14 protein-coding genes are annotated in these 17,740 nt (G+C 43.9%); all 14 read right to left on the reverse strand.

Going from position 1 to position 17,740, the window contains the following annotated elements; all coding sequences use genetic code 11:
* Window positions 1–28 precede the first annotated feature (28 nt).
* Window positions 29–838 carry a sporulation protein YtxC gene (gene ytxC, locus FLK61_RS13945; RefSeq protein ID WP_176009999.1) on the reverse strand — a complete coding sequence of 270 codons (810 nt, stop codon included), beginning with the start codon at window positions 836–838 and terminating at the stop codon, window positions 29–31.
* Between the two features lie 1,127 nt (window positions 839–1,965).
* On the reverse strand, window positions 1,966–3,072 hold the full coding sequence (gene mqnC, locus FLK61_RS13950) for a cyclic dehypoxanthinyl futalosine synthase (RefSeq protein ID WP_176010000.1): 1,107 nt from the start codon (window positions 3,070–3,072) through the stop codon (window positions 1,966–1,968).
* Window positions 3,073–3,140: 68 nt separating this feature from the next.
* Window positions 3,141–4,079 (reverse strand): primosomal protein DnaI, encoded by a 939-nt coding sequence (gene dnaI / locus FLK61_RS13955; protein ID WP_176010001.1) that lies wholly within the window; start codon window positions 4,077–4,079, stop codon window positions 3,141–3,143.
* A complete protein-coding gene (locus FLK61_RS13960) occupies window positions 4,080–5,495 on the reverse strand; it encodes a replication initiation and membrane attachment family protein (protein WP_176010002.1) in 1,416 nt (471 codons plus the stop codon).
* An 81-nt stretch (window positions 5,496–5,576) separates the two neighbouring features.
* Window positions 5,577–6,044: a transcriptional regulator NrdR gene (gene nrdR, locus FLK61_RS13965; RefSeq protein ID WP_176010003.1), complete on the reverse strand. Its 468-nt coding sequence runs from the start codon at window positions 6,042–6,044 to the stop codon at window positions 5,577–5,579.
* 12 nt (window positions 6,045–6,056) lie between these two features.
* A complete protein-coding gene (locus FLK61_RS13970; protein ID WP_176010004.1) occupies window positions 6,057–6,470 on the reverse strand; it encodes a DUF1499 domain-containing protein in 414 nt (137 codons plus the stop codon).
* A gap of 749 nt (window positions 6,471–7,219) precedes the next feature.
* Window positions 7,220–7,609 carry an adenosylmethionine decarboxylase gene (gene speD, locus FLK61_RS13975; protein WP_176010005.1) on the reverse strand — a complete coding sequence of 130 codons (390 nt, stop codon included), beginning with the start codon at window positions 7,607–7,609 and terminating at the stop codon, window positions 7,220–7,222.
* A gap of 198 nt (window positions 7,610–7,807) precedes the next feature.
* Window positions 7,808–8,839: a glyceraldehyde-3-phosphate dehydrogenase gene (locus tag FLK61_RS13980; RefSeq protein ID WP_176010006.1), complete on the reverse strand. Its 1,032-nt coding sequence runs from the start codon at window positions 8,837–8,839 to the stop codon at window positions 7,808–7,810.
* A 522-nt stretch (window positions 8,840–9,361) separates the two neighbouring features.
* On the reverse strand, window positions 9,362–9,958 hold the full coding sequence (coaE, locus tag FLK61_RS13985) for a dephospho-CoA kinase (protein ID WP_176010007.1): 597 nt from the start codon (window positions 9,956–9,958) through the stop codon (window positions 9,362–9,364).
* A gap of 14 nt (window positions 9,959–9,972) precedes the next feature.
* The gene (gene ytaF, locus FLK61_RS13990; RefSeq protein WP_176010008.1) at window positions 9,973–10,560 is read right to left on the reverse strand and encodes a sporulation membrane protein YtaF; all 588 of its coding nucleotides are present in this window, start codon (window positions 10,558–10,560) and stop codon (window positions 9,973–9,975) included.
* A gap of 48 nt (window positions 10,561–10,608) precedes the next feature.
* A complete protein-coding gene (mutM, locus tag FLK61_RS13995; RefSeq protein WP_176010009.1) occupies window positions 10,609–11,442 on the reverse strand; it encodes a DNA-formamidopyrimidine glycosylase in 834 nt (277 codons plus the stop codon).
* A gap of 20 nt (window positions 11,443–11,462) precedes the next feature.
* A complete protein-coding gene (polA, locus tag FLK61_RS14000) occupies window positions 11,463–14,087 on the reverse strand; it encodes a DNA polymerase I (RefSeq protein WP_176010010.1) in 2,625 nt (874 codons plus the stop codon).
* Between the two features lie 1,118 nt (window positions 14,088–15,205).
* A complete protein-coding gene (gene pnpS / locus FLK61_RS14005) occupies window positions 15,206–16,981 on the reverse strand; it encodes a two-component system histidine kinase PnpS (RefSeq protein WP_176010011.1) in 1,776 nt (591 codons plus the stop codon).
* Window positions 16,982–17,686: a response regulator transcription factor gene (locus tag FLK61_RS14010; RefSeq protein ID WP_176010012.1), complete on the reverse strand. Its 705-nt coding sequence runs from the start codon at window positions 17,684–17,686 to the stop codon at window positions 16,982–16,984. It abuts the gene before it with no gap.
* Between the last annotated feature and the right edge of the window lie 54 nt (window positions 17,687–17,740).

The raw sequence follows: 17,740 nt of genomic DNA on the forward strand, positions 1-17,740 counted from the left end.
CGTATTATAAGCATGCTGCTCGAATAAATCAAGTCCAACTTTTAGTCGACGTCTTTAATCTCTCTTCAAAAATTAGCTGTAAGGTATGGTACAAGGAATCATCACACGTCTTGTCCACAATAACCTCAAGTGGGGCCATGCCAACAAGTGGTGTAATGACGCGCTGATTAATCGGTAACTCCTTGTCCGAGATAGGAATCGCCCTCGACCATAAATAAATATCCCTCAAAGGTACTTTATGCATCGACTTGTTGTAAAACGTTACCGTCTCTCCTACTTCCACATGCACCGTCGCAACCTTCGGCTCAGTCTCTTTAATATAACACCGATACGTATTCACCATCTGCTGATAGTCCATCTCCAAATGATGCTCGTCAATCGCCTCTTCAATGACATAAATGAGCCTTTCTTTTACCTCTTTTAGTCGAAACAAGAGGAATGCCTCTAGCCCAATACGTTGTCCATTCTTGACAAAGGGCGTCAGGGCATGGTTCACAATACGTTGCCAATCTAAGATCGTTAAGGAGGAAGCTTTTGTTGAGACAATATCAGTGGAGTAAAAAAAACGTTTAATAATGGCAATAATCGACGCACGTTCAGGGTCATGGTGAATGTGATAAAGCTCCTTTAACATGGTTTCGCATAGCTCAGGAAAATAGCTCGCAATCGTTGTATTCATTAGTAAGGTAGTCAGACGATTTTTATCCTCTTGACTGCGGCAGTTCGTTTCATCAATACATACACAATCCTCATTTATTTCATAGGGCACGCCACTGTTATGGAGCAATTGTTTAAAATAACGGCGTGTCGATACGCTCTCTATCATGATCTCAAGCAAAGACACTCCCCCCAGATACGTAAACAAGAAATTAGGCAATTGTCCCTCTCTTGCTGACGTCGATTGCAAAGCTCTTTTGGTAAGTAGTACATGTATATGGGTGGAGGTACGGTGTATGAGTGTTTTTTTCGTTTCGTTCAAGTTCTTCAGCTCTTCGAGCTAGGATGATATAGAGCTAACTAGTCAAAGGCAAGTTCTTCAGCTCTTCGAGCTTTAGTTGATCAAGTGCTAACTAGTAACTTCTAAGTTCCCAGCTCTTCGAGCTGAATTGATGAAGGGCCAAACAGTTACTTCTAAGCCCCTCAGCTCTTTGAGCTGAATCGATGAAGAGCCAAACAGTTACTTACAGGTTTAATTGTTTAGGAGAGTAAGAGCAGTCAGCTCTGCGGACACTCTACGACATCCATAGGGCCGGTCGTTGAGCTTCCTCGTCGGCAGGAGTCGACTGTCGTCTCCTCCTTGACGCCTACTGCGGGATCTCAACGACCTCTTTTCCCTATGGATTGTCTCCGAATGTCCTCCGAGTCTGCCTGCTCTTGTGCTTCTATAGAGGATAGTTTGTTTAATTAGTAAAAATCAATTTGAGTAATAGTAGACTTTTACTATTATTAGTTTAGTCTTTTGCTTTTGCAGCATATTTCTTTGAAAACACGTGTTTCTTCTTTTTTGCGACTTACTTCCCTTATGTTCTGTGCTGTTTCTATCTCGTTCCGCGTTTGTTCTGGCAATTTATGCATTACTTCTCGGAGGTTGCAAAATACTTCTTTTACGAACTGATCTTTTAAATAAAAGGAAGTAAATTTAAAACATTCCGTAACCGTAGGGGCGGCGAAGGTGCCTGCTTTTGACCTTGAACTTGACCTACTAAAAAAAGAAGTAAGCTGCTAAACATCCCGTAACCGCAGGCGACCCTAAGCGGCGGGTGCGAAATACCCGTGTAGCACTTTCGCGCAGCGAAAATCCTTTCGATCGGCCATTGATTTGGCCGGTCGAAATAGTTGAGCCAGCCACACAGGTATGCAGCGCCCGACGCGCAGGGGCGCCGAAGGTGCCCGCACTTGAACTTGATCTTAAAACCACAGCAAACAAAAAAAGCGCCCCACAAAGGAGCGCTCCATAAACAATGATTAGTTTTGCATAATAAAGTCTTTCTCTACCGATTCGCCTTCTTCAAACACATGCAGGTGATGGTACTTCGTGTTACGCTGTACCGGAATCTTACCCGCTTCTCGAATGAGTCGAAGGATTAAGTTAGTATCTACTTTGTGCGTTGCACCAGCGGCAGAAACAACGTTTTCTTCGATCATTGTGCTTCCGAAGTCGTTACATCCGTAAGAAAGAGATTGCTTACCAACTTCTGGTCCCATCGTTACCCAAGAAGATTGGAAGTTTGGAATGTTATCTAAGAAGATTCGAGAGATAGCTAGGTTCTTTAAGTACTCACGAGGAGTTACTTTTTCACCCTTCATGTTTGTGTTGTCAGGCTGGAAAGTCCATGAGATGAATGCTAAGAAGCAGTCTGTCTCGTCCTGTGCATCACGTACACGCTTTAAGTGAAGCGCGCGCTCTTCGAATGTCTCGCCAAAACCAATTACCATTGTTGCTGTTCCGTGCATGCCGACCTTCTTGACTGTCTTCATACACTCAATCCACTCTTCCCACGTGCCTTTTAGACGGCTAATGCGTCTTCTCGTGCGGTTATCTAAAATCTCCGCACCTCCACCTGGGACAGAATCAAGGCCTGCTGCGTGAAGCTCACGAAGAACTTCCTCAAGCGTAAGACCTGAAACGTCTACCATTTTGTAAATCTCTGCTGGAGAGAAAGAGTGCATCGTAATGTTAAAGCGCTTCTTAATCTCTTTTAGCAGATTTGTATAGTAGCTAAATGGTAGGTTCGGGTTTGTTCCACCCTGCATTAAAATTTCTGTACCGTTTACGTCTAATGTCTCTTGAATCTTTTGGAAGATCACATCATCGTCTAATGTGTATCCTTCCTTCGAATTCGGTGGTCTGTAAAATGCACAGAAGCGGCAATAAGTATCACAGAAGTTTGTATAGTTAATGTTTCGACCAATTACGAAAGTTGTCTCTGGTTCTGGATGGAATTTTTGCATCATTTCGTTTGCAACTTCACCCATTTTTTCGACTTCATCACTCTCGTATAAACGGATCGCGTCTTCGACTGATAGTCGCTCTCCGCTTCGTGCACGACTTAAAATATCGTCAATGCTCATACGTACGTCCCCCAATCCAGTAGGCTTCATTTATTATCCTATCATATCTATATGGTAAATTGCGAGAGTTACGGCGTCTGACGTTTGTTATTGCCCTTCATCTCAATTTCTTTATTTAAATACTTAATGCGCTCCATAATTCGCCGAGCCTTCAGCTGATCCACTCGCTCTACGCCACCTCTATTCGTTTGAGAAAGGTGGATTTCGAGCTCTTCTAGGTTAAAGTTAGATGTAAATACGGTCGGTAATTTCTCCATCATTCTAAACTGAAGCAACGACCCTAGTATATCGTCTCTTACCCATTGGGACATGGATTCTGCTCCAATGTCGTCCAAGATAAGCACAGGTGCTTTCTTTATCATGTCGAGCTTCGCTTGATACGAGCCGTCGGAGATGCCACTCTTTAGCTCTCGTAAAAAATCGGGTGTGTAAACGAGCATGGTGCGTACTTCTTGATCGGCAAGCTCATTGGCGATCGCTCCAACTAAAAACGTTTTACCAACACCGAAGGATCCATGTATATAGAGTCCCTCTCCATTTTCACCAGGAGCAATAGACGAGCAGAACTCCAAGGCTGTCGTGTACGCATCCATACGGCTAGATTCCTCATAAAAATCATCGAAGGTGACCGTTGTCATCTCTTTAGGAATATATAAGCTTTGAATGAAGGAAGCCTGGCGCCTACGCTCATCGTCCTTTCGCTTTAGCGAGCACGACTCATAGGTAACCTGGAGGCTATTGCGAACAACTTCGAGCTTAGGCTGGTAGCCCCTAACTAAGTTGGGGCACTCAAAAAGCCCTGGACAATGATCGCAGTTATGCCACTGCGTTTTGTATTGGTAAAGTTCATTTAGTCCTGCTTCTAGATTCTCCTGGGCCCATTCTTCGTTATCCTCGATAAATGCTTGCACACGTCGGTCCTGCAAAATATCCGCACGCATCTTCTCCATTCGCTCTCCTAGTCTGTCATTAGCGAACTGTCGCAGTGGCTTATTGATCGGATCCATTTAGCCTTCCTCCCTTCGTCGTTTCTTTTCTTTTAATTGCTCACGAAGTAGCGCTGCCTTTTGACGTTGCTCTAAAAGCTCTTTGTCATTCCCAACAGGCTCCTCCGTGTTTGTGTTAGAAGTAGAGGCTGCCTGCTTATTGGTTGTATCCTCTGCTTCCATCCACTTTGGCACAAGCTCTGTTTTAACCTGCGCTTTTTTGGGAGCTCCTTTTTGACTAAAGTTTTTCCGGTCCTCATATTCTTTACGTGCAAGCTCCATCGCATCCGCGACACGGTCAATTTTCTTCCGCTTCCAGTGGCCCGCAATTTTAAATGCCAGATTTTTTGAAAGCTTCTTATCATCAACGGTAAATAAATAATCAACGAGAACGTTCACCACGCCTGGAGGTAGCTTATATTCTGCAATAAGCCGCTCAACGATAGAGATGTCCCCTTCAGATAGCTTCGCTCCACCGCTCAGTGAATGCAAATATTCAAGTGGCGATGTCGTTTCGAAATAGTGAATCATGCCGTCCTCTTCCGACTCTTGACCACTATTCGTTCGAAGCACATGCGGCTGCTGTCTCAATCCGAGCATTGGAGGGGTTTGCCCCTCCGTCACATAATACTTTCGCTTCGCAATTTTTTGGAGCTCCTTCATATCCAATTCATCTGTGTGGAGCATCGCTTCCTGTATCGCAAACGCCATATCCTTTGCCGAGTACTGATACAAGAACATATACTGCTCAATCGTCTCCGCCTGCTCACTAACGCTCTTTTTATTTACATAGCTCGGGAGCTCCTCTATTACCTCTCCGATTGTTTTAGAAAATTGTTGCGACTCTCTCTCATTGGACCTGCCTCTAAACGTTTGATTAGACGTTAGAATCTCCTTCATCTCTGGTGAAGACGCCTGTAGCTCGGAAGGGTGAATAGACGAGAATGCTGCATCAAATGCTGTCGTCACATCTTCAAAGCCTTCTTTGTTAGGCTCTTCTTGATAAAAATGAGAGCGAAGCTCCAAATAATTCTCTTTACTGCCTAGTCTGTTATATAAAAACACGCTGTAAAAGTCATCCTGGAAGAACTCCTTCGGTGACATAGGTGGTAGTAGCTCGTAATAATATTCATATTCTTCCTCTACCTGTTTTCTGTACACATTTAAAAGTCTGATGGCCTCAAGCTTTTTACGCTCTTCGAAGAGGATGTTTAGTGGCTGGCCTGTGTAAAGCATAAGATGCTTATGGCTTCTTTTGATTTGCTTGCCAGCCTGCTTTTGAACGTCCGCAAGTAGTGTCATGTAGAGACTAAATGCAACAGAGCCAATTAATGGCTGATAGAGTAGCGTTAATACTTCATAGTCGATCATGTACGCCTTATCGTGTGTGTAGGCGACATAATGATGGGATGGCAGTATTTCTTTCCAGTGCTGCATCAAACCTCTCCCCCCTCACGTTCACGGAAAAGAGAATGTGTGGAAGAGTCGAAGCGCCCTTCCACACATTCTCTTTCATCGTCAAGACGTGCCGTTATCTCGTTCCATTAGTTCTTTTAATTCATCAATAAAAACGTTGATATCTTTAAACTGCCTATAGACAGACGCAAAGCGAACGTAGGCTACATCATCAATGGAAGCTAAATGCTGCATAATATATTCCCCAACATCATTACTGCTTACTTCCGTTGTGCCACGATTTCGCATTTCCTTCTCCACGTCCTCCGATAGCTTCTCAAGCCGCTCAGCCGGTACCGGACGTTTTTCACAAGCTCGGACTAATCCTCTTAACAGCTTTTCTCTGGAAAACTCTTCGCGATTTCCATCTTTTTTGACGACGATAAGCGGCGTTTTTTCCACGCGCTCAAATGTCGTATACCGATAACCACAAGACTCACATTCTCTGCGCCTTCTGATCGCTCTTCCTTCATCACTAGGACGAGAGTCCAAAACTTTCGTTCCATTATGCTGGCATTGTGGACATTTCATTTCTAACTCCCCCTACCCTCTTGAAGAGCTCTCTTCTCCAAGCCCGGTTCCAATAAACGTTAATCGTCCGTTTAATTCCTTGTAAAGCTCACGAGCAAGCTTTGCGCTGTGACCAAAATCACTGAACATAAACGTCTCCGTTTGGATCGAAAAATCAACCGCTGTGCGGAAAGGTCGAACCATAATTACGGTAATAACCATAAACGCTTTTCTTCCTTTTTTAATGTTTACGATCATTTCCCCGTGCTCTTCTGAAATCGACGCAACCTCGTAGCCTTGCTTTTTATTTAGAAGTGCCTCAATCTCTTCAATAACTTTGTCTTTTAGTGCTTTGTAATAGTGCGTTTGCAGTGTTTCATCCTCATGCTTTTCATGAGTTTCTACTTTTGTACTAACCATCTTTTTTAACGTTTGTTTTATTCCCATATTAGACACCTCACCCCCTTAAGGATAGCAAGAAACAGGCAACTATTCAATGTAAATCCATGGTTTGGGAGGAGGAGATATGTGTGGTGGACGATTTCGTGATTTTCTTCTGAGAAAATAGGGGGAGTCTGCGTCACACATCGGTAGTTAGGGGAAGTTTTAGAGCATGCTTCTTTCGTGTAGTTCAAGTTCAAGGGCAGGCACCTTCGGCGCCCCTGCGCGTCGGGCGCTTCATACCTGTGTTGCTTGCTCAACTATTTCAGTCGTCCAGAGGCCGTCTGAAAGGATTTTCGCTTCACGAAAAAGCTACACGGGTATTCCGCACCAGCCGCTCCGGGTCTCCTACGGTTACGGAATGTTTAACAGCTAGCAACCTTCTATTTAGAGGAACCACTCCGCAAAAGAAATAGTGCGAAATTGACAAGAAGTAAGGCGTAAGTTGCCAGAACCAACGCGGAACAAACGAGAAACAGCGCGGAACTTTGCTGAAGTAAGTTTAAAAAAAGAAGTAACGCATAAACGATGAGAAATAATGCGCAAGTTGCCAGAACCAACGCGGAACGAGCGAGAAAAAGCGCGGAACCAAGTTAAAGTAAGGTACAAAAAGAAATAATACAGACCAATTTTTGAAGTCGCCGCTTTCTCGCTTTTTTAGACAAAACTGCCAGCAATCTCCCCTAGAACAGTATTTCTAACATACCTTCAACGACGAAAAAAGCCCATCGCACGTGTGCGAGGGGCCTTCATAATTATTTAGAATAAACGTTTTCCTGACGAGGTTTTAATGTGATTTCTCCCATTCCTCGTGGAAGCTCCACTACTTCAGACTTTTTAGATTCTAAAGAGTGTGCAATATAATCAGCAGCGACGTTAGGGTCAATTCGATCCCCACACGTGTATACATCAATGCTCGCATAACCGTGCTCTGGGAAACTGTGAATCGTTAAGTGTGATTCACTAATAATAACTACTCCACTAACTCCTTGAGGCGCGAATTTATGAAAAGCAACCTCTCTTACTTCTGCACCAGCTTCTAGTGCAGCATTAACAAATACACGTTCAATGTAGTCCATATTGTTAAGCTTATCGATATCACATTCCCAAAGCTCCGCAATAACGTGTCTACCCATTGTATCCATGAACGTATCCCCCTTTACAATAATTATCATGTCTTCATAAGCAGAAAGGAAACACGATTACTGGGGGAAAGTTAGTCCAAAGAGGTCCTAACCCTTTACATAATCAAAGTGCCTACCCATGCTTTTTAACGAACATTACAGGGGATAGTATACTAATTATACGAGTGCAATGCAAACATTTTTTTAAATTAATAGGATTTAGTTGTCAATCGTAAGCGCATACTCGCTTGCGCTCATTTGCTTTCCGACTTCATAGACAAGGTCCATTAAGCGACATGAGTAGCCCCACTCATTGTCGTACCATGCGAGCACCTTCACTTGCTTGCCGTAAACAGCTGTCGAAAGGCCGTCGATAATTGCGGAACGATCATCTCCAACAAAATCCACGGATACAAGGGGCTCCTCTGTATACCCTAAAATACCGTCCATACTTGTTTGCGCCGCTTTCTTTAATACGTCATTTACTTCTTCGACCGTTACCTTCTTTTCCACATCAAGCACTAAATCGACGAGAGAAACGTTTGGCGTAGGCACACGTAGCGCGAGACCCTGTAGCTTTCCTTCTAAATGAGGAAGCACTAAACTGATCGCTTTTGCTGCACCAGTTGTAGTTGGAATGATCGACTGTCCGCATGCTCTCGCTCGACGCAAATCCTTATGGGGATTATCAAGCGTTTGCTGATCATTTGTATACGCGTGGACTGTTGTCATCATCCCAGATTGAATCGCAAACGCATCATCGAGTACTTTGACAATCGGTGCGAGACAGTTCGTTGTACAAGATGCGTTCGAGATAACGTGATGCACGTCATTTTTGTACGCGCTTTCATTTACTCCATACACAATAGTAACGTCCTCGTCTTTACCAGGCGCTGAGATAATAACTTTTTTCGCTCCGGCTGTGAGGTGTCTGCCCGCTTCTTCTTTCGAGCGGAATTTACCAGTCGCCTCTACGACGATATCTACCTGTAAGTCTTTCCACGGAAGTGCCTCAGGCTCCCTCACGTGACAAATTAATATACGCTTATTATCAATGATTAATGCATCCTCTTCTACCTTTATCTCTTTTGAAAATGTCCCGTGTACGGAATCGTATTTAATTAGATGTGCGAGTGTCTCCGCAGGATAGCTAGCGTTTACTGCTACAACCTCCGCCCGTTCATCTAATATTGCTTTCCTAAATACCATTCGACCAATTCGTCCAAAACCATTAATTGCGATTCGAAGCATACAGACATCCCCTTTAATAATGATATACTTAATAATTTATTTCCCACAATAAGTATAACATAATTATTTATTATGACTATCATTTAATTGGGAATTGCCGACATTTTTCTTCAAATAATTATAGAAAATCGAGGAATTGCTAATTCTTGAGGATTCAATAGAAAGAAGCGGCTGAATAGGAGGCCGTAGTCGGATCATGTAAGGGACGGGACGGAAACGGATAATCGTAGCTTATTTTCGGATAATCCATACCGATATTCGGATAATCCATACTGATATTCGGATAATCGTAGCTTATTTTCGGATAATCCATACCGATATTCGGATAATCGAAGCTTATTTTCGGATAATCCATACTGATATTCGGATAATCGAAGCTTATTTTCGGATAATCCATCGAAGTCCTAATCCGGATAACCAACGCCCCAAAACGAATTACTCAACCTCACCACACAAAAAAGCCGGAACAAAAGAATCTTCATCCCTTTGTCCCAGCCTCGCTATGTATGTGGCAGTTTGCCACTATTTACTCGCTTCAAGACTCGCTAAAAACTGCCGCACCTGCTCCTTCGTTTCTGCCAACGTAGCGCTATTGTCAATGACGACATTCGCCTTCTCTCGCTTTGACTCAATCGAGAGTTGCGAACGGATCCGACTAGTTGCCTCGTCCTCAGTAAAATCATTGCGGCGCATTAAGCGTTCGAGCTGCTCCCCCTCGGGTATGTACACAACAACAACTGTATCAACTAAATAGTACAGCTCACTTTCGATTAATAAAGGGATATCCATCACCACGTGCGTATGTCCCTCTTCTAGAAGCGCCTCTGCTTTGGCACGTAACTCCTTCCGTACCTCTTTATGCACGATGTCATTCAGCACAAGCCGTTCTTTTTCGTCGGAAAAAATGATGTTGCCAAGCTCTGGCCGGTTGATTGTTCGATCCTCGAGTAAAACGCGCTCACCGAAATGGTCGACAATCTCCTGATAAGCTACCTTGCCAGGCATCACGACTTCACGTGAAATAATATCTGCATCGACTACTGGAATACCAAACTCCTCAAACATCTTGCTGACCGTACTTTTACCTGTCGCTATTCCGCCCGTTAATCCGATAATCATGCGGTCACCTCCAGCTACAATTTTAAACATGCTAATAAAATAAGAAGCAGTCCCGGAATATAGGTTGCGAAGCCTAACGCTTTTTCACACCGTAATCCTAGTCCCTTTCCTAACGTTAAAAAGAGCACGCACAGTCCTCCAACAATCACTGGGAAGATCCACGAATAGTGTTGTGTTGCAGCAACGACACCAGCTCCTGCTGCATCGAGCGCTAATGCTGTACCTAACAGACAGGCCTCGCGTACGCTGATTGACCCTGACTTATCCATATCTGCCTGCATTGGCGTGCGAAGAACGGTCACCACTAGCCCGAAAAAAGGAATCGTCATCTCATGTTTTTTAAGCTCACTTGGTCGCGATGCTTGTAAGAGCGCGACAATTCCTAAGGCTAGCAATAAATAGGCTCCCGCTTGATTCACGACAGTTGGTGAAATAAATTGAAACAGACTACGTCCAACGATAAAGGCGACGCCAGCAGCCACGCCGGAAAAAGCACCAATAACAAGAATCGATTTAAATGGCACACGCATTTTCCTCAAGCCGTACGTAAATCCTACTCCAAAACTATCTAAGCTGACCGCCAAAGCCAGGAGAATCATCATATAATAGCCCTCCTTCATTCGTTAGACTACTATATGAGATTTGGGCTTTTATGTGCGAATCGGCTGACAAACCGGACACGTATGCGTACCGCGACCTCCCACAACGGATCGAATAATCGACGCTTCGCAGTGATGACAAGGCTCGCCAGTACGTCCGTAAACAGCGAGCGTTTGTTGGAACATTCCCATCTCTCCTTGCCCATTCACATACGATTTTATCGAGGATCCGCCAAGGTCAACCGCCTCTTGTAGAGTCGCTTTTATATGATGCGCGAGCTCCTCATACTCCTTATCCGTTAAGCTATTTGCAGGAGTCGTTGGGTGTATGCGCGACCGATAGAGCGTCTCATCCACGTAAATATTCCCAAGACCTACAAGCTTTGTCTGATCTAACAGCACGGTCTTAATCGCACGCTGAGACCGCTTCACCTTGTCTTTCAATACGCTCGCATTAAAGTCCGCATCTAATGGCTCTGGCCCTAGTTGCTTCAGTGGGAGCTCCGTTAACTCCTCTCCCTTTTTAAACACGTGCATCGTTCCAAACTGACGCACGTCAGAGTACCTCAGCTCCTTCCCACTCTCAAACGTAAATCGCACATGCGTGTGCTTATCTACCTCTTCATCCGCTTCTACGACCCCATAGCGACCTTCCATTCGTAGGTGAGAAACTAACGTGTAATCGTCAAGCTCTAAACGCAAAAACTTTCCTCTACGATGCAATGCTTGAAAGGTTTGTCCTTCAAGCATCGTTTCGAATTCCTGAATATCCTCAGGCTTTATAATAATTCTCGCTAATGTCACCGTCACCTTTTTTATCTTCTCTCCGACGATTAAGCCGGACAGCGTTCGGCGAACGGTTTCAACCTCTGGTAATTCTGGCACTGCCTTTCTCCCCTTCCTGCTTACTTTGCGTCATACCATGTGTCACCTGATGACACATCAACTGTAAGAGGCACATCTAATGCAACGGCTTCTTCCATCACTTTTTTCACGAGATCCTGCATCACTTCTATTTCGTCCTTGGGCACTTCAAAAATCAGTTCATCGTGCACCTGCAAGAGCATGCGCGATTGTACCTGTTTCTCTTCCATCGCATGCGCCATATCAACCATGGCTTTTTTAATGATGTCCGCAGCACTACCTTGAATCGGCGTGTTCATGGCTGTTCGCTCAGCAAAGCTTCGCAAATTAAAGTTACGGCTCGTCATATCAGGCAAGTAGCGACGACGCTTTAACATCGTGGTGACAAAGCCATTCTCTCTCGCCTCATCAACGATTGACTCCATATAATCCTTCACGCCAGGATAGCTTTCAAAGTATTTATCAATAAACTCCTGCGCCTTCTTACGCGTGATCGAGAGGTTTTGAGACAAGCCATAATCGCTAATCCCATACACAATCCCAAAGTTTACCGCCTTAGCCGTACGACGCATCAGATCTGTTACTTCATCAGCCGTGACGCCAAAGACGTCCATTGCCGTCTTCGTGTGGATGTCCATATTATTCTTAAATGCCTCAATCAATCCCTTATCTTGAGAAATATGAGCCAATACGCGCAGCTCAATTTGGGAATAATCGGCTGCTAAAATAATAGAGCCCTTCTCTTCTGGTACAAATGCGCGACGAATGCGACGTCCTTCCTCTAAACGGATCGGAATATTTTGCAGGTTCGGCTCCGTGGAGCTAAGTCGTCCCGTTTGGGTAATCGCCTGATTAAAGATCGTATGGATCTTGCTCGTTTTTGTATGGACAGACTTTAACAATCCTTCAATATACGTTGAGTTCAGTTTGCCTAGCTGTCTATATAAAAGAATCTCTTTGACAATGTCGTGCTCACTCTCAAGCTTTTCTAACACATCTGCAGATGTCGAATAGCCTGTCTTCGTTTTCTTTTGGACAGGTAGTCCAAGTTTCTCAAATAAAATCACGCCAAGCTGTTTAGGTGAATTGATATTAAAGGACTCTCCTGCAAGCTCGTGAATCTTCTCTTCCATGGTAGCAAGCCTCGAAGAGAGATCTTCCCCAATCGCTTTGAGCGCTTCTTGATCAATGGCAACGCCGTTTTGCTCCATGCGTCCTAATATGACCGATAGTGGCATCTCAAGCTCGGTTAACAGCTCCAGCTGCTCATTCTCTTCAAGCTCGCGCTGTAGCTCGTCCTGCAGCTCAAAGATCGCTTTCGCTTTTCTACCTAGATGTTGCGCAAGCTCGTCCGTGCCCGGTACATGACGCTTTTTCCCTTTGCCATACACCACTTCATCGTCCTGCACTTGAATGCCCTTTTTTCGCTTCGCGATATCCGAAATATCATGTGAGCTTGCAGATGGATCTAATAAATACGACGCAATTTGCATATCAAACGCAACGCCTTCAACGCGCACACCAGTCCAACCAAGCGTCACGACAGCACGCTTTGCATTAAAGACAAACTTTTCTTTCGTTTCGTCCTCCGCCCAAGCCTGGAACGCGTCGCTTTCCGTCACACTCGGATCAAAGTAGTACACGCCATTTTTATTCGCAATCGCAATTCCAACCATGGATGCGTTATGATAATTTTCTTCGAGCGACTCAACGACGAGCGCCGCCTGATCGTCTGTAATAATGTCAGCAAATTCTTTCCCGATTTCGACAGAAATATCTTCGACTTCCTCGACCTCTTCAGCCTCTCCGTCAATGCGATTTAATAACGATTGGAATTCAAGGTCCTTAAACAGCTCCGTTACCTTAGTGGCATCATACTCCTGACGTACCATTTCATCCATCGTCACCTCAATCGGCGCCTCAATCATAATCGTCGCAAGCTCTTTTGACATAAATGCTTGCTCTTTATTATCTTCAAGCTTTTCCTTCAGCTTTTTCCCAGAAACCGCGTCGAGATTCTCATACACCCCTTCGACTGTTCCATGCTCCTTTAAAAGCTTCAGCGCCGTTTTTTCTCCAACACCAGGCACTCCTGGAATATTGTCCGAACTATCTCCCATGAGTCCCTTCATGTCGATAATTTGAGATGGAGTTAGTCCATACGTCTCATCTAACATAGCTAAGTCATACGTATCCACATTCGTAATCCCTTTACGAGTTAGCCCTACTTTGACGTTTTTATCCACAAGCTGCAGCAAGTCCTTATCTCCGCTATAAATCTTTACTTCCGTATCAGCGTCCTGCTTCGCATGTGTTGCAATTGTTCCAATAATATCGTCCGCTTCATAGTTCTCAAGCTCTTTATAGCTAATGTTGAACGCCTTTAACAGGTCACGCATTAGCGGTAGTTGCTCCGCTAATTCAGGCGGTGTCTTTTGACGCTTTCCTTTATATTCTTTAAATGTGTTATGTCTGAAGGTTGTTTTACCCGCATCAAACGCTACGAGCATATGTGTAGGATTTTCTTCTTCTAGTACTTTTAGTAGCATAGTTGTAAATCCGTATACTGCGTTCGTATACACACCCTTATCGTTATTCAATAATGGCAGCGCAAAAAACGCTCGATACGCAATACTATTGCCATCGACTAATACAAGCTTTTTCATGAAAACACCTCGTTAATCATTTGATACCGTTAGTTTACCATGTTTGGGGGTAGAAAAGAAAAGGCAGGCGGTACAGAGCGCTTCTATATTGGAGTTCAAGTGCGGGCACCTTCGGCGCCCCTGCGCGGCGGGCGCTGCATACCTGTGTGGCTTACTCAACTATTTCGAACGGCCGAACCAGCGGCCGTTCGAAAGGATTTTCGTTGCGCGATAGTGCTACACGGGTATTTCGCACCCGCCGCTCCGGTTCGCTTACGGCTACAGAATATATGTGACTTACTTCTTTTTATTTTGAAAATCAACCTGTAAAAGAAGTAATGGATAACTTACTTGAAGTAAGGCGTAAGTTGCCAGAACAAACGCGGAACAAGCAAGAAACAGCTCGGAACTTGGGTAAATTAAGTCGCTAAAAAAGAATAAAAAAAAGAAGTAAGTGCTACCTGTTACTAATCTATCTACTAATTAATTAAGCTTCATCACAAAGAAGCTCGAAAGCAGGCAGACTCGAAGGACATTCGGAGACAATCCATAGGGAAAAGAGATCATTGAGATCCCACAGGAGGCGTTTAGGAGGAGACGACAGTCGAGTCCTGCCGACGAGGAAGCTCAAAGACCGGCCCTATGGATGTCGTAGAGTGTCCGGAGGGCTGACGGCTTGGGGTGGTATGAATCTCCTTTAAAGATAGCATCAACCGTTAGCCTGAAATCAGCGGGAAAATCACCCACTGCTTTCTAAGGGCAAGGCTACCTCAAAAAGCTCGCAAAGACCGCAAGCTTTTTGTGATGCTTTTCAGACCGTGGAAGACCACACGGTCAATGGATGTCGTAGAGTGTCCGGAGGGCTGACTGCTCTTACCTTCTTTAACTCAACGAACAGAACGTAACTAGTCAGCACTTCATCAATAAAAGCTCGAAGAGCTTAGAAAGCTAGTTAGCTCCTTAGCATCTAAAAAAGTACAAAAAATAGGATGAGAGCTCAGGGGGAGTCTCTCATCCTAATCAAAGGGGATGTAACACATGTGTAGCAGGGTAGCTACACGCGCGTAAACAGTTCACACCCCTTACTTTACGGCACGATTATCAAGCTATCGTGAAGCGTGTGTAAATAATTTGTAAAGTTACTCCGTTTCCTTCCAAGATCTAAAAAACACAATTCGGAACGTCGTCCCTTTACCAGGCTTACTTTCAACCGAAAGCTTTGCACCATGCGCTTCTGCCAAGTGCTTCACTATCGCAAGACCTAAACCAGTTCCCCCTGAATTACGGCTCCTTGCTCGGTCTACGCGATAAAACCGCTCAAAAATTCTCGGTATTTCTTTTTTCGCAATCCCAATCCCCGTATCAGACACCTCTAGAACGATCGACTCCGCCAGCTCTTTGGCGCGAACCGTCACTTCTCCTCCTTCTGGTGTATACACGATTGCGTTGTTAATTAAATTCATGACGATTTGTTTTAGGCGAGCCGGATCCGCTGGGATCGTCACGTTCCCTTGAATTTTCTTCGTAAGCGTCATGTTCTTTTCCGTTGCTCTTTCAGAAAGAACGGTGAATGTCGAATCAATCAGCTCCTCAACGTCTACATCCTGCCAGTTAAGTTGGAAGTGCTCTCCTTCGATTTTAGATAGCTCAAGTAAATCGTGAATGAGACCTTCTAATCTCTCTGACTCATTAGCAATGATTGTTAAAAAGCGTTCTCGGAGCGCTGCATCGTTCATTGCACCGTCAAGCAGTGTCTCTGTAAACCCTTTTAAAGACGTTACTGGCGTCTTTAGCTCATGCGAGACGTTAGCTACAAAGTCTTTTCTCGCCTGCTCTAATTTCTTGAGCTCCGTAATGTCGTGGAAAACAACGACAATCCCTTTTAACTTTTCGTCATGTCCTATAATTGGAGCACCGTGAACGTCAAAATGGCGGATATAAATATCTGTTGACCAATTCAGCTGACGTCTTAGTGGCTTTTCAGTCAGAAAAATCTCCTGAATAAACTTAATAACCTTTTTAGGAGGGATGACATTGTAATATAGCTTGTTCTTCCATTTATCGGTATTTACATCAAAGATATTTGAGCACGATTTATTAATTAGCGTAATATCACCTTTAGCGTTTATAAGTAATAATCCGCTTCCCATATTCTCGATCAGCGTCTCTAAACGTTCCTGCTGACTCTCATAGGTATTTGTAATTTGTTCGAGATTCTCCGCCAATACATTGATGGAACGATTTAGCTCTCCTGTCTCAATATTGTGTCCCTCGAATGTCCTTGCTTTGAAATTACCTTTTGCAAGCTCATTCGCCACTCTTCTAGCATCATCAATTGGTCTTGTTAGTTGATTTGTAAGCTTAGTAGCGAATAGTGTGATTACAAAAAAGGCAATTAAAAAAGATATAAATAATAAGGCCCACACTCGTTGATACACATCTGATAGTTCATCCATCGGTAGTCCTAATCTTAAGTAGCCTTCTTCCTCCCCTTCAATCGTGAGAGGTCTTGCATAATATAATAGTTCCTGATTAAGTGTTGTGCTAAAACGAATCTCAATTTGATCGGATCCATTTTGAGTTCCTCTTATTTCAGGTCTATTTATATGATTTTCCATAGTCGTAGGATCTGCGGCGGTCTCTGCTAATACATCCCCATCTAATGAAATATACGTTATTCGTATATCTAGAGCCTCAGCAAGATCATCGATTGTCTCTTGAACTTGGTCTATATCATCTACACCCGTTTGCTCTAGTACATAGCTTACGGCAGCCGCCTCTTGGCTTATCCGCTCATTCATTCTATCTAGATAAAAGTTTTGAAAGTATGGTCCCATGATTGCGCCTAAGCTAGCTAAAACTAAAAGTACAATTAATGAGAGTGGAAAGATTAAACGGAATCTGTAACTAGTCATTTACTGTGACGCCTCAAGCTTATAACCAAGACCTCTTATTGTCTTTATATAGGTTGGCTTCTTCGTGTTTGGCTCAATCTTTTCTCTCAAATGGCTAATATGCACATCAACTATTCGAGTATCTCCAACAAATTCGTAGTTCCAGACCGCATTTAATAGCTGATCACGTGTCAGTACTCTGCCCTTATTATTTGTTAAATAAACAAGCAGTTCAAATTCTTTTGGCGTAAGCTCTAATGGCTTTCCTTTAAGGAAAACTTCATAGTTATCAGGGTGAATCTCCACGTCACCGAAGCTCACTTTGTTAATTTCCTGTGGTTTTTCGGTAGGAGGTTGGGCTTGCATACGTCGTAATATCGCACGAACTCGAGCCACTACCTCTCTAGGGCTAAAGGGCTTTGTTAAGTAGTCATCAGCACCTAACTCTAAGCCAAGCACCTTATCAAACTCGTCATCCTTTGCTGTAAGCATCAGAATAGGAGTTGAGACCTTATTTTGTCTAAGCTCTTTACATACTTCAAGGCCGTCCATTTCAGGAAGCATGAGATCTAAAACAATTAGATCAAACGAATTTTCCATTGCTTTATTAAAACCTTCTCTACCATTCTCCGCTGTAGTAACCTCAAAGCCACCTTGCTCAAGATTAAACTGTAACAATGTTACAATTGATTCTTCATCATCAACCACAAGCACTTTTTGTGCCATATTATGTTAGCCTCCCTTTACGCTCTCCCCTGATCGAGCTCTTTTTCCTTATCT

Origin of the sequence: Paenalkalicoccus suaedae (genome assembly GCF_006965545.2) — a bacterium.
Taxonomy (GTDB): Bacteria; Bacillota; Bacilli; order Bacillales; family Salisediminibacteriaceae; genus Paenalkalicoccus; species Paenalkalicoccus suaedae.

Excerpts from the sequence above, each read along its gene's own strand:
- speD (WP_176010005.1), bottom strand. The coding sequence starts at position 7,609 with ATGGATACAATGGGTAGACACGTTATTGCGGAGCTTTGGGAATGTGAT.
- nrdR (WP_176010003.1), bottom strand. The coding sequence starts at position 6,044 with ATGAAATGTCCACAATGCCAGCATAATGGAACGAAAGTTTTGGACTCT.
- polA (WP_176010010.1), bottom strand. The coding sequence starts at position 14,087 with ATGAAAAAGCTTGTATTAGTCGATGGCAATAGTATTGCGTATCGAGCG.
- FLK61_RS13970 (WP_176010004.1), bottom strand. The coding sequence starts at position 6,470 with ATGGGAATAAAACAAACGTTAAAAAAGATGGTTAGTACAAAAGTAGAA.
- dnaI (WP_176010001.1), bottom strand. The coding sequence starts at position 4,079 with ATGGATCCGATCAATAAGCCACTGCGACAGTTCGCTAATGACAGACTA.
- mqnC (WP_176010000.1), bottom strand. The coding sequence starts at position 3,072 with ATGAGCATTGACGATATTTTAAGTCGTGCACGAAGCGGAGAGCGACTA.
- coaE (WP_176010007.1), bottom strand. The coding sequence starts at position 9,958 with ATGATTATCGGATTAACGGGCGGAATAGCGACAGGTAAAAGTACGGTC.
- pnpS (WP_176010011.1), bottom strand. The coding sequence starts at position 16,981 with ATGACTAGTTACAGATTCCGTTTAATCTTTCCACTCTCATTAATTGTA.
- FLK61_RS14010 (WP_176010012.1), bottom strand. The coding sequence starts at position 17,686 with ATGGCACAAAAAGTGCTTGTGGTTGATGATGAAGAATCAATTGTAACA.
- FLK61_RS13980 (WP_176010006.1), bottom strand. The coding sequence starts at position 8,839 with ATGCTTCGAATCGCAATTAATGGTTTTGGACGAATTGGTCGAATGGTA.
- FLK61_RS13960 (WP_176010002.1), bottom strand. The coding sequence starts at position 5,495 with ATGCAGCACTGGAAAGAAATACTGCCATCCCATCATTATGTCGCCTAC.
- ytaF (WP_176010008.1), bottom strand. The coding sequence starts at position 10,560 with ATGATGATTCTCCTGGCTTTGGCGGTCAGCTTAGATAGTTTTGGAGTA.